Source organism: Nautilia lithotrophica (genome assembly GCF_054656815.1).
The window spans coordinates 63,786-75,384 of sequence record NZ_BAAHXN010000001.1; the positions used below are offsets into that span (position 1 = coordinate 63,786).

Annotated in this window: 14 protein-coding genes; 8 read left to right on the forward strand and 6 right to left on the reverse strand. The window is 33.6% G+C overall.

Annotated features, from left to right (window positions below; translation table 11 throughout):
* Window positions 1-5 precede the first annotated feature (5 nt).
* The gene (ybeY, locus tag ACYQ19_RS00320) at window positions 6-422 is read right to left on the reverse strand and encodes an rRNA maturation RNase YbeY (RefSeq protein ID WP_459977227.1); all 417 of its coding nucleotides are present in this window, start codon (window positions 420-422) and stop codon (window positions 6-8) included.
* Window positions 423-509: 87 nt separating this feature from the next.
* On the opposite strand from ybeY, the gene queC reads away from it, so the two are divergent.
* The 7 genes from queC (at window position 510) to ACYQ19_RS00355 (ending at window position 7,712) form a co-directional block, all read left to right on the forward strand.
* Window positions 510-1,178, forward strand: coding sequence for a 7-cyano-7-deazaguanine synthase QueC (queC, locus tag ACYQ19_RS00325; protein ID WP_459977228.1), 669 nt, complete (start codon window positions 510-512; stop codon window positions 1,176-1,178).
* Between the two features lie 150 nt (window positions 1,179-1,328).
* The gene (argB, locus tag ACYQ19_RS00330) at window positions 1,329-2,171 is read left to right on the forward strand and encodes an acetylglutamate kinase (RefSeq protein WP_459977229.1); all 843 of its coding nucleotides are present in this window, start codon (window positions 1,329-1,331) and stop codon (window positions 2,169-2,171) included.
* Window positions 2,171-3,376, forward strand: coding sequence for a cation:proton antiporter (locus tag ACYQ19_RS00335; protein WP_459977231.1), 1,206 nt, complete (start codon window positions 2,171-2,173; stop codon window positions 3,374-3,376). Before argB ends, ACYQ19_RS00335 begins: the two co-directional genes overlap by 1 nt.
* A gap of 36 nt (window positions 3,377-3,412) precedes the next feature.
* Entirely contained in the window at window positions 3,413-3,775 is a 363-nt protein-coding gene (gene fliW / locus ACYQ19_RS00340) for a flagellar assembly protein FliW (protein WP_459977233.1), read from the forward strand.
* A 61-nt stretch (window positions 3,776-3,836) separates the two neighbouring features.
* A complete protein-coding gene (locus ACYQ19_RS00345; RefSeq protein ID WP_459977235.1) occupies window positions 3,837-5,864 on the forward strand; it encodes an ATP-dependent helicase in 2,028 nt (675 codons plus the stop codon).
* A gap of 55 nt (window positions 5,865-5,919) precedes the next feature.
* Window positions 5,920-7,128, forward strand: coding sequence for an MFS transporter (locus ACYQ19_RS00350; protein ID WP_459977237.1), 1,209 nt, complete (start codon window positions 5,920-5,922; stop codon window positions 7,126-7,128).
* Window positions 7,128-7,712: a DedA family protein gene (locus tag ACYQ19_RS00355; RefSeq protein WP_459977238.1), complete on the forward strand. Its 585-nt coding sequence runs from the start codon at window positions 7,128-7,130 to the stop codon at window positions 7,710-7,712. The genes ACYQ19_RS00350 and ACYQ19_RS00355 overlap by 1 nt, the downstream gene beginning before the upstream one ends.
* Here ACYQ19_RS00355 and ACYQ19_RS00360 read toward each other — a convergent pair.
* Window positions 7,705-8,049: a NifB/NifX family molybdenum-iron cluster-binding protein gene (locus ACYQ19_RS00360; RefSeq protein WP_459977240.1), complete on the reverse strand. Its 345-nt coding sequence runs from the start codon at window positions 8,047-8,049 to the stop codon at window positions 7,705-7,707. The genes ACYQ19_RS00355 and ACYQ19_RS00360 overlap by 8 nt on opposite strands.
* Window positions 8,050-8,218: 169 nt before the next feature.
* Between ACYQ19_RS00360 and ACYQ19_RS00365 the strand changes: the two genes are divergently transcribed.
* Window positions 8,219-9,265, forward strand: a complete 1,047-nt coding sequence (locus tag ACYQ19_RS00365; RefSeq protein WP_459977242.1) for an SLAC1 anion channel family protein — start codon at window positions 8,219-8,221, stop codon at window positions 9,263-9,265.
* 88 nt (window positions 9,266-9,353) lie between these two features.
* On the opposite strand, the gene ACYQ19_RS00370 is transcribed toward ACYQ19_RS00365, so the two are convergent.
* The 4 genes from ACYQ19_RS00370 to ACYQ19_RS00385 form a co-directional block, all read right to left on the reverse strand.
* A complete protein-coding gene (locus ACYQ19_RS00370; RefSeq protein WP_459977244.1) occupies window positions 9,354-9,923 on the reverse strand; it encodes a NifB/NifX family molybdenum-iron cluster-binding protein in 570 nt (189 codons plus the stop codon).
* A 20-nt stretch (window positions 9,924-9,943) separates the two neighbouring features.
* The gene (locus tag ACYQ19_RS00375; protein WP_459977246.1) at window positions 9,944-10,213 is read right to left on the reverse strand and encodes a DUF134 domain-containing protein; all 270 of its coding nucleotides are present in this window, start codon (window positions 10,211-10,213) and stop codon (window positions 9,944-9,946) included.
* 206 nt (window positions 10,214-10,419) lie between these two features.
* Window positions 10,420-10,749 (reverse strand): NifB/NifX family molybdenum-iron cluster-binding protein, encoded by a 330-nt coding sequence (locus ACYQ19_RS00380; RefSeq protein ID WP_459977247.1) that lies wholly within the window; start codon window positions 10,747-10,749, stop codon window positions 10,420-10,422.
* Window positions 10,746-11,492, reverse strand: a complete 747-nt coding sequence (locus tag ACYQ19_RS00385) for an NAD-dependent protein deacylase (protein ID WP_459977249.1) — start codon at window positions 11,490-11,492, stop codon at window positions 10,746-10,748. The genes ACYQ19_RS00380 and ACYQ19_RS00385 overlap by 4 nt, the downstream gene beginning before the upstream one ends.
* Window positions 11,493-11,599 lie beyond the last annotated feature (107 nt).

The window sequence follows — 11,599 nt, forward strand, 5'->3', positions numbered from 1 at the left end:
TTTTGCTATTCATTTCTTATTATAAGACTTTCCGGTAAATTCAGTTTTTTGATAATTTCTTCCTCTTTTGCTCTCATTTCGCCGTTATCAGTTTCGTGGTCGTAGCCTAATAAATGCAAAAGCCCGTGCAAAAAAAGAAGTCTGATTTCGTCATCCACGCTGTGTCCGAACTCTTCCGCACCTTTTTTAGCGTTATCGATTGAAATAACTATACTTCCAAGCGGCATTCCGGGCATGGCTTCGAGCGGGAAACTCAACACGTCTGTGGCTTTGTCTTTGTTTCTAAACTGCTTGTTTATCTCTTTTATTTCTTTATCGTCGGTTAAAATAAGCTCTATGTCTTTATCTGTCAGTAGATTATAGATATCGTTTAGTTTGTTTATGTCAAATTCATAGTTCGTTCTGTTGTCGAAATCTATCATTAAGGAGCCTTTTTTAGTAAAATTATAATATATAAGTTGGGAAGTTGAGAAGTTAAGAAGTTGTGAAGTAAAAATGAAAGGTTTGTAATGAAAAAAGCGGTAGTAATATTAAGCGGAGGTATGGATTCCACAACCGCTGCATTTATAGCTAAAAGCGAAGGGTATGAAATAATACCAGTGCATTTTAATTATTCACAGAGAACTGAAAAAAGAGAGCTTAAAGCATTTAACGACATATGTGATTATTTGAATTTAGAGAGCAGATACATAATCGACATACCTTTTTTTAAGCAGATAGGTGCGAGCGCTCTCGTGGATGAAAACATCGATGTGCCTATTGACGGGGTTAAACCGGGTATTCCCGTAACATATGTGCCTTTTAGAAACGGAATATTCCTTTCAATTGCTGCTGCAATTGCCGAAAAAGAAGGAGCAGAGGCAATATTTATCGGTGTGGTTGAAGAGGATTCAAGCGGATATCCCGACTGCACGGAAGAATTCATCCAAAATATGCAAAAAGCCATAAATTCAGGAACAAAACCTGAAACTAAAATAGAAATTAAAACACCGCTTGTGCATCTTAAAAAAGAAGATATCGTAAAAACAGCCGTTAAATATAACGTGCCGCTTCACCTTACATGGAGCTGTTATAAAAACGATGATGAAGCATGCGGTGTGTGTGATAGCTGCAGGTTGAGGCTTAAAGGCTTTGAAAAAGCTGGCATTGAAGATAAAATCCAATATAAACAGAAATAATATTATGTTAATTTGAAAGAGTAAAATCTTTTTTTTAAAGAAATGAAAAAAATTTAAATTTAAAAATTATAAAAATAGTTTAAAACGGATGTTTTGTTAAAATTATAAAAGTAACAAAACTAATAAATCAATATATCAAAAAGGATTCATATGCAAAAGAAAATCGAAACGGTAAAAACACTTCTTGACTCGCTTCCTTTTATCAGAAAATTTTACGGAAAAACCATAGTAATAAAATACGGAGGGGCGGCACAGATTGATGAGAAACTTAAAGAGAGTTTTGCAATAGATATTTTAATGCTTTACATGGTAGGGATCAAACCCGTAATTGTTCACGGAGGCGGTAAAAGAATTACGGAAATTCTTACAGCACTCAATGTAAAAACGGAATTTAAAGACGGGGTTAGGGTAACTACAGCCGAATCCATTAAAATAGCCGAAATGGTTTTAAGCGGTGAAATTAACAAAGAAATAGTAAATATGTTAAATCAACACGGGGCTAAAGCTATCGGAATTAATGGAAAAGATATGAGTTTTATGAAAGCGAAATCACTTGTCGGATATACGGGAGAAATTACTTCAATCGACGGGGTGTTTGTAAATAAACTTTTAAGTGAAAATCTTATTCCGGTAATTGCACCTATTGCGGCGGGGGATAATGCTACACATCCGGGTTACAACATAAACGCTGATACGGCTGCAAGTGAAATAGCAGCGGCGATTGACGCTAAAAGGGTAATATTCCTGACAGATACACCTGGTGTGCTTGATAAAAACAAAAACCTAATTAGTTCTCTTACAAAAGATGAAATTGAAAAACTCAAAAACGACGGAACAATTGCCGGAGGAATGATCCCAAAAGTTGACGCCGCGTTAAGGGCTGTTGAAAGAGGTGTGGAAAAAGCGCATATTATCGACGGAAGAATTGAACATTCTATATTGCTTGAACTTTTAACAAGCGAAGGAATAGGCACAGAAATTAAGGAGAATTGATGCATTATATTTGGACTGAACTTTTTATATTGTTTCTAACGGTTTTTGCGGCTAAAATAACCGCTAAAAAAACAAATACGGTTGATGTGTTGTGGTTTATAATTTTTGGTGCCTTATTAGGTAATATTGGGCTTTTTAGCGGTGATCACAGGCTTGAATTTTTGGGAGAAATAGGAATTATTCTCGTAATGTTCGCACTTGGCTTTGAAGAGAATCTTTCAAATTTTTTAAAAGGCGTTAAAAAAGCGTGGGGTATTGCAATAATCGGTGCAATTTTTCCGTTTTTAGCAGGGTATTTCAGTGCGAAAATATTCGGATTTTCCACAACCTCTTCGCTCATCTGGGGGCTTACCATGACGGCAACCGCCGTATCTCTTACAATGGTTAGTCTAAAATCATTAGGACTTGAAAAAACCCCTGCCGCAACGGGAATAATGACAAGTGCGGTTGTGGATGATGTATTAAGCTTAATAGGTGTGGCGGTATTGCTTCCGATTATTTTAAGCGGCGGGGGTAAAGGTGAGCTTAATATCGATACTGCGAAACTTTTAAGAACTTTACTTGACGTAGTGTTATTTTTTGGTTTTGTTTTTTTAGTCGGAAAATTCATTGTCCCTCATAAAAGAGGTATAAGATATCTGTTTGTAGTGAATCAAGGACATTATGCAGTTCTTGGTGTGTTTATACTTGTATTTTTATTCGGAAGTGTTGCACATACTCTTGGGTTTCATCCGGCAATCGGTGCATATTTTGCGGGACTGATACTTAAAGCCGAATATTTTGGTGTTGGAAATCAAAACAGGGCAAAAGAAGTTGAAAAAATAACATCAGTTATGGCTTATACGGTTTTTGGTCCAGTATTTTTTATACTACTTGGCGGTAAAATTTTATTTGATTTAGGCGTTTTACAGCAAGTTATTTTACCTACGTTTGTTTTATTTTTGAGTGTATTGATACTGCAGATTATTTCTGCTGCGGGTGCGGCAAAATATACAGGGGGATATTCTGCCAAAGATTCGGTTTTAATAGGATTCGGAATGCTTGGAAGGGCTGAGCTCGCTTTTATCGTTATAAACATAGCGTTTGTTCAAAACCATCTTATAACTCAAGAAGAGTTTTATATACTGATGTTTACAACGTTTTTATTAAATATTTCAGTGCCGCTGCTTTTAAAATGGTATAAACCTATTTATCTAAAACAATAATATGTTAAAATAAAATAAATCTTTAAAGGAGAAAGAATGAAATTTGCCGTAAAGAAACCTATTCCCGGTTTTGAAAATGTAAACGAGGTGGAATTAAGTAAAGTTGACGAGTCTATTGCAGTATTAAAAGACAATGAGGGTAAAGTATTATTTTCACTGATAAATCCTTTTGTGTTAAAAGAATATTCTTTTGACGTTCCAGCAGATGTTAAAGCGCTTCTTGATATCAATGAAAATTCAAACATTGAAGTATATAACAATATCGTTATGAAAGATCCTGTAACGGAATCAATAGTAAATTTTAAAGCGCCGTTTTTATTTAATCTTGATAATAATACGTGTGCTCAGGTTATTTTGGATGATGAAAAATTTGCAAAACTCGGTGATTTTATTAAATAATTTCTTTTTTTTCTTTTTTCTTCGCTAAAATTGCACTTCAAAAATTTTCAAAGGAAAAGTGTTGCCTCTTTCAAAATTAAATAAAGAACAGCTTCAGGCCGCTACAGCGCCTCTTGGGCATAATCTGGTTATTGCAAGTGCAGGAACCGGTAAAACGTCCACCATCGTGGGCAGAATCGCATATCTTTTGGAAGAAGGCATAAAAGCGGAAGAGATACTTCTTCTTACATTTACCAATAAAGCCGCCCAGGAGATGAAAGAGCGTGTCGCAGGTGTGATTGAGAGTGCAAAAAACATTGAAGCCGGGACATTTCATGCGGTAAGTTACAGATGGCTTAAAAAACTAAATAAAAACATCGTTCTAAAGCAGCCCAAAGATTTAAAAATTCTTTTTAAATCAATATACGACAAAAGGGATTTCGTCCGTCTCAGAGGCGAGGAAAAACCTTACAGCGCAAATTATCTGTTTGATCTGTATTCTCTTTTTTTAAATTCAAATGTTTCTGATTTCGGGCAGTGGCTTATTAATAGGGCTCCGCTTCAGGAAGAGTATGTTTTGGTGTATGAAAGCATCTTTGATGAATACGAAGAAGTAAAAAGAGCACACGGGCTTGTTGATTTTAATTCCCTTCTTATCAGAATGATTGAAGAGTTAAAAAACGGAATCGAAGTTCCTTTTAAAGAGGTTTTGGTAGATGAATACCAGGATACAAACCCTCTTCAAAATGAACTGATAGAAAACATAAAACAGACTTCACTTTTTTGTGTTGGGGATTATGACCAGAGTATTTATGCGTTTAACGGGGCGGATATAAGTATTATTTCCACATTTGACAAACGATATCCGGATGCTAATGTTTTTACGCTTAAAAAAAACTATAGAAGCTATGGTGAAATACTCGAAATTGCAAACAAAGTAATAGCCAACAATCCGAGAATTTACCCTAAAAGCCTTGAAGTTACCAGGGGGTTTTCGGGTGAGTGGCCAAAAGTTTTGTATTACAACGATACGTTTGAAGAATACAGGGATGTGGCAAACAGAATATTAAACTCCCTAACTCCAAGAGACGAAATCGCAGTGCTTTTCAGGAACAATTCAAGTGCTGATGCCATTGAAGCAATGCTGAGGGAAAAGGGAATTGAATGCAGGAGAAAAGGAGGGGTCAGTTTTTTTGATTCAAAAGAGATTAAAATAACTTTGGATCTTTTGACGTTTATAATTAACCCAAAAGACATAATGGCTTTTATTCATATTTTTGAATATGCCAAAGGTGTGGGAAGCGCAATAGCCAATGAAATATTCGAAGCTTTAATGATATTGGGTGAGGGTGATCCTAAAAAAGGATTTTTAAATCCCGATACTTCTAAAAAAATCTTTACCAAGAAAAAAACTTCTTATCAGCTTGGTCTTTTTGATGATTTCACACAGCTTGGAAGTCTTCAGAAATTTAAGGACATAAATATAGATGATGAATTTTTGGCTAATCCTATACTGAAACATCCTAAATTATCAGTTGAAGGCGGGGAGTTTTTATTTAATTTTTACAAGCTTCTAAAAAGAGTAAACAAACTCAAAAACCCAATGTCTATATATAATGAAATAATTGAGAGTAAAACATTCAAACACATCATCTCAAACATTGCAAAAGAAAGAGCTAAAGACAAAAACGGCAAAATAGTGGAAGAGAGATACCATGAAGCGCTTGAAAAGATCGAAAACAAAGTAAAGGTTTTAGGTAATCTTTTAAAAAATTACAGCGATCTTGAAAAGTTTTTAAATGCGATGGTTTTGGGTGCAAATGAAATGAGTGAGGGCAGGGGTGTTAACTTATTGACCGTTCATGCAAGCAAGGGGCTTGAATTTAAAGAAGTGTATCTTGTGGATCTGATGGAAAAAAGGTTTCCTAATATCAAGCTTTCAAAACCGGCAGGCGGAATAGAAGAAGAGAGACGACTTTTTTACGTAGCGGTTACAAGGGCTAAAGACAGACTCTTTTTATGTCTTGCAAAAAACGATCGTATTAGAAATATGAGTTATGAACCAAGTAGGTTTTTAAGTGAGGCGGGATATAATATTGCAAATACTTAAATTTATAAAACAATTGACCAAATTGTGATAAAATTCGCTTCAAAAAAGGATTTTCTTGTCACCTAATTATAAAGAAAACAATATAAAAAACATTGTTCACGGCTTTTTTCTGGCTATTGCCATGGCTGTGGCTGAACCTAGCACAATTTTGCCTCTGATTGTTCATCATTTCAGTGAAAGCGTGATTCTTGTAGGGGTTTTTGCTTCACTTCTTAGAGGAGGGGCGATAGCCGTTCAGTTATTTGCAGCGTTTTATGCTCAGGGATATAAAAAAGTAATGCCTTATATGAGGAGAGTTTTTTTAGCAAGATTTATAAGCTGGTTTATGATTGGACTGGCGATACTTCTTATAGGTGATAAAAATCCTACTTTAACGCTTTGGGTATTTGGAATAGGGCTTTTTATTTTCAGTTTTTCCGCAGGGTTTGGGAGTATATATTTCAGTGAGATAATTGCCAAAATATTTAATAAGACTGAGCGTGGTAAATCAATGGCAAACAGGCAGTTTTTTGCTGCTATAGCTTCCATTATCAGTGGTGGGATAGCAGGATGGGTGTTGAACAATTTTGAGCCGCCTAAAAGCTATGCTTATCTTTTTATGATTAGTTCATTTTTACTGGGATTAGGTCTTTTGGCTTTTGCTACGATTAAAGAACCCGTAAAAGAAAAAGTCAGAGTAAAAGAAGAGAGCTTTTGGAAATTTTTAAAAAACGCTTTCAAATTTTTAAAAACTGACAAAGCTCTTCAGATACAGATTTTAACTATATTATTCAGTTATTCTTTTTTATTTGCTTTTCCTTTTGTTATTTTAAAAGCCAATCAGACTATTAATCTTACGGGTTGGCTTATCGGAGGGTTTGTTACAGTGCAGATGTTAGGTGCACTTATAGGGAATCTTGTATGGAAAAAACTGGCGCCGCAGTATAAAAAAATAATCATTTTTTCGTTTATGAGCGTAATATTTGCGTTTATTGTAGCTTTTTTTGCAAATAATGCAGTAATGTATGGGTTTGTGTTTTTTTTAATAGGCTTTGCGATGGACGGGTTTAAAATAAGCGGACTCAATCTTCTATTTGAAATTGCACCGGAAGATAAAAGACCTATTTATGTAGCACTTCAGAACAATCTTACATCAATTGGTCTTTTTTTTGCGATTCCTGGAGGATTTATACTTGAAAAGTTCGGTTATAATGTTTTATATATATTTACAATCATTATGCTTATGGTGGGACTTTTCTTTGCTACAAGGCTTAAAGCAGAATAATGCAGGAAATCATCAACTGGATAGTTCAGGTAGTAGGTGAACTCGGATATGTCGGAATATTTATTATGATGTTTCTTGAGAGCAGTTTTTTCCCTTTTCCGAGTGAAATAGTAATGGTTCCCGCCGGTTATCTTGCCAGTAAAGGTGAGATGAATCTTTTTATGGCGATATTCAGTGGTATTTTAGGCTCTATTACAGGGGCTTGGTTTAACTATCTGATTGCAAAGAGCGCAGGTAGGAAAGTAGTGCTTAAATTTTTAAAAGAACATCACCTTGAAAAAATTGAAAAATTTTTTGAAAATCATGGAGAAATATCCACTTTTAACGGAAGATTGATTCCAGGTGTTAGACAATATATTTCATTTCCTGCAGGGTTAGCAAAAATGCATCCTTTAAAATTTACAATTTATACGGCTTTAGGAGCCGGAATTTGGGTTGTGATTTTGACTTTGCTCGGATATTATATTGGAGAAAATCAAGAACTTGTCCATAAATATATTAAAGAAATCAGCATAATAATACTTTTAGTTTTATTAATAATAACATATATGTATTTAAAAAGAAAAAAACTAAAATTTAAATAAATTTTTTAATAAATTCATCAATTTCTTTTTCGTCAGTTACAAGTGTTTTAATTCCTACATACTCAAGATTCCCAAGCATACCTTCACCAAATTCTCTTGCCACGAAAAGATTTACGCCTAATTCCTTAAGCATAGGAGGAACGACTTTACCTGTTCCTAATCCGTGTTCTCCACAATCCCCGTTTAGTTTAATCTGTTTTTCTTGAATTTCTTTCATTACCGGATTTTCTATAAATGTTTTTTCATTTGTTTTGGTATCAATTATTAAAAAACCTTTTGATAGACCTATATGTTCTGCAATAGTTTTTTGATTATTTGTAGGGAAGGCTATTTTCATATAATCTCCTTATTTTAGACATAATGAACATATGTGCAGCGGATTATATATCTTTTTATTAGCATATGTCAAGAAAAAATTTGATATAAAATTTACTTATATTTGTTGAATGTTAATAAATTTCTGTTATACTTCCGCAAAAATTAAAATTAAATTAAAAGGAGTTAATATGGAAAGCAGATTAAAACACTTTCCAGCGCCTTTGTTTGCAGTTGTAATGGGTCTAACAGGTCTTGCAATTGCATATCAAAAGGCAGCACATTTTTTTGGATATCCTAAAATAATAGGAACATCTTTAACTTATTTCGCAATTGCGGTTTTCGTTGTTTTTGCGATTACATATTTATTGAAATTGATAAAATATCCGGATGCTGTAAAACATGAATTTTCACATCCTATAAGAATTAACTTTTTCCCGGCGATTTCAATCTGTTTATTATTGTTTTCGATTGCACTTCATAAAATGTCTCCAACTGCATCAAAAATATTATGGTATATTGGTGCGCCTTTGCATCTATTTTTTACACTTTATGTAATAAGATATTGGATTGTTAAGAACCTTGAAATTCATCATAGTAATCCTGCTTGGTTTATTCCTATTGTTGGTAACGTATTAGTTCCGATTACTGGGGTATATTATGGCGGGGTGGAAATTGCTCAGTTTTATTTTTCAATCGGTATATTTTTCTGGGTGATTTTATTTACCATAGTTTTATATAGAATTATTTTCCATCATCAGTTCCCTGCTAAATTTCTTCCAACTTTATTTATTTTTATAGCGCCTGCAGCAGTTGGTTTTATTTCTTACGTAAAAATTGCAGAAGGAATTGCGCATATTACAGGTGGTGCTGTGCATACTCAATATATTTTATTTGATTTCTTTGCACATTTTCTTTATGATGTAGGATTTTTCTTTACATTGTTGGTATTTTTTATGTTCAGATTATTTGTAAAAGTCCCTTATGCGATTACATGGTGGGCATACACATTCCCTATGGCAGCTATGACAATTGCTTCAATTTTAAATTATCATTTAAATAAAATTGCGATTGAAAAAAATATTATGAAAATTGATTATGTATTTGGAATTCAAAAAGATGTTTTATTTTATTATATTTCTAATTTGCTTTTATGGTTTACAACCGCACTTATCGTTTACGTGGCATATAAAACTATCATAGCAGCGTTAAACAGACAGATTTGTGTGCCAGAATAATTAAATTAAGAAGGCTTTTGCCTTCTTTTTATGTTATTTAAGGTGACAGACACTAAATTATTGAATTAAATATTTAAAATAGAGGGGATTAATCTTCCCATCCCCATCTATTTCCGAATCCTCCGCCAAATCCGAATCTTCTGCCTCTACCAAAACCTGCTCCTCTCCCATATCCTCTGCCGGGACCTCGTCCGAAGCCTTGTCCTCTTCCAAAACCATAACCATATCCTCTGCCTCTGCCAAATCCGGCTCCTCTTCCATATCCGTATCCTCTGGTGAATTCAGCAGTATTGTTTATTTGCATATTACCCTCCTTAATGTCTTCTAAAATTTCATCAATATTTTTTTTGTCAGTAATATAATAGGAAATACCTTCCATTTTTAAGTTTCTAACCATACCTTCGCCGAATTCATCGGCAACTAAAATATCAACCCCAGCTTCTGCAAGAAGCGGTGGAATAATTCTACCTGTTCCAAAACCTCTGTTTCCTTCAGGTAAATCTTTTAAATTAATATGTTCTTCCTGAATTTTTTCCATTACCGGATTTGTAATGTAAAATCTTTCATTTGTAATTGTATCCACAACTAAAAAACCTTTTGCCAATCCAATATGTGGTGATAAAGTTTTTTGGTTGTTTGTAGGAAATGCTATTCTCATTTTACCCTCCTTAAAAGTTTTTATATAAGTTCTATTGATTTTCCGTTGATTATAGCATCGGCTATTTTTGCTCTGGCTGAGTTTAATATCCTTCCGAATGTCGGACGGGATACTTCCATTTTATTGGCTGCATCTTCTTGATACAGGCCTTCTAGGTCCGCTAATCTTATGGCTTCCAGTTCATCTTTTGTAAGAGTAATTACTTCAAGAGAATGTCCCGGAACACCACAAGGTTTAAAGCAGATATTGTTAAATTTTCCTCTTATTCTTCTTCTTATACGCCTAGGCATTTAAACCTCCTTGAACATATGCTCAATAGAATTATACAACTTTTATGAACATATGTCAAGATAGTTTAATAGGACCGGCATTTGGAATGAATAATAATGTTCGTGATGATTTTTTATTATTAGATAAGAGGATATTGTAGTTTTTTTTTATAAAAGACACAAATAAGCGTAAATATAATTTTAATTGCAATACTATGTTTATAAACTTATAGAAAACTTTTTATTTCTTTTTCATCAGTCAGTTTATATTTTATATCGTAAATTTCGAGATTATCAAGCATTCCTTCACCAAGCTTTATTGCAATAAATAAATCAATATGATAATTTTTTAATAATGGTGGGATAATTTCACCAGTGTGAAGTCCGTTTTCACCGCAGTCTCTTTTTTTAATGTTTTTTTCCTTTACTATTTGGTATAAAGGATTGTCGATTATTTTTTTTTCTTTTGTTTCTGTGTCATAAATCAAAAAAAATTTACAAAACGGAATAAATTCACAAATAGTTTTTTCGTTCGAAGTAGGGAATGCAATTTTCATAATAATCCTTTTAACGCTTCAGATAATTTTTCTGAGGCAATCGTTGCTTTATCTTGCAAGAAAATATCGGTAATACTTCTAGTATAATTAGATTCTTCAATGTTTATTTCTATTATTTTAGCGCCGTTTTGTTTTGCAAGAATAGGTATCTGGCTTGCGGGTTGAATTTCACCTGTTGTGCCTATTACCAGCATCAGATCACATTCCTGGGCAAGTTGTAATGATTTTTCAAGTGCTTTTTTTGGAATCGGTTCTTTAAAAAAAACGAAATTAGGTTTAAGCAGTCCCCAGCATTTCGGACAGGCAGGCGGTAGGTCATTTAAGTCTATTTCGTCTTTATCATATTTTTTAAAGCAGTTCATACATACTAAATTTTTGGCGGTTCCGTGAAATTCAATTACATTTTTGCTTCCGGCTTCCTGGTGTAGGTTATCAATATTTTGAGTTATCACCGCTTCGAGAAGATTTTGTTTTTCAAGATCAGCCAGTAAATAATGCGCTTTGTTTGGTTTGATGTTTTGCATATAATCATAAAATATTTCTTTAATTTTTTCCCATGCGTCTTTTGGGTTAAGCGTAAAATAATCTATATCAAGAATTTTCGGGTCATATTTACTCCAAAGCCCTTCAGGTCCCCTAAAAGTTGGAATTCCGCTTTCTACTGAAATACCCGCACCTGTGAATGCAATTGTTTTTTTTGAGTTTTTAAAAAGATTTGCAGCTTCTTTATACAAATTGCTCATCTTCAACCTTTAATTTAAATATAGTAAATATTTACACATTATAATAAGAAATTCTATCAAAAAAAAGTAGAAATAAATAAGTGACTGACACTTAAAATGAAAAAATA

Excerpts from the sequence above, each read along its gene's own strand:
- ybeY (WP_459977227.1), bottom strand. The coding sequence starts at position 422 with ATGATAGATTTCGACAACAGAACGAACTATGAATTTGACATAAACAAA.
- queC (WP_459977228.1), top strand. The coding sequence starts at position 510 with ATGAAAAAAGCGGTAGTAATATTAAGCGGAGGTATGGATTCCACAACC.
- argB (WP_459977229.1), top strand. The coding sequence starts at position 1,329 with ATGCAAAAGAAAATCGAAACGGTAAAAACACTTCTTGACTCGCTTCCT.
- ACYQ19_RS00335 (WP_459977231.1), top strand. The coding sequence starts at position 2,171 with ATGCATTATATTTGGACTGAACTTTTTATATTGTTTCTAACGGTTTTT.
- fliW (WP_459977233.1), top strand. The coding sequence starts at position 3,413 with ATGAAATTTGCCGTAAAGAAACCTATTCCCGGTTTTGAAAATGTAAAC.
- ACYQ19_RS00355 (WP_459977238.1), top strand. The coding sequence starts at position 7,128 with ATGCAGGAAATCATCAACTGGATAGTTCAGGTAGTAGGTGAACTCGGA.
- ACYQ19_RS00360 (WP_459977240.1), bottom strand. The coding sequence starts at position 8,049 with ATGAAAATAGCCTTCCCTACAAATAATCAAAAAACTATTGCAGAACAT.
- ACYQ19_RS00365 (WP_459977242.1), top strand. The coding sequence starts at position 8,219 with ATGGAAAGCAGATTAAAACACTTTCCAGCGCCTTTGTTTGCAGTTGTA.
- ACYQ19_RS00370 (WP_459977244.1), bottom strand. The coding sequence starts at position 9,923 with ATGAGAATAGCATTTCCTACAAACAACCAAAAAACTTTATCACCACAT.
- ACYQ19_RS00375 (WP_459977246.1), bottom strand. The coding sequence starts at position 10,213 with ATGCCTAGGCGTATAAGAAGAAGAATAAGAGGAAAATTTAACAATATC.
- ACYQ19_RS00380 (WP_459977247.1), bottom strand. The coding sequence starts at position 10,749 with ATGAAAATTGCATTCCCTACTTCGAACGAAAAAACTATTTGTGAATTT.
- ACYQ19_RS00385 (WP_459977249.1), bottom strand. The coding sequence starts at position 11,492 with ATGAGCAATTTGTATAAAGAAGCTGCAAATCTTTTTAAAAACTCAAAA.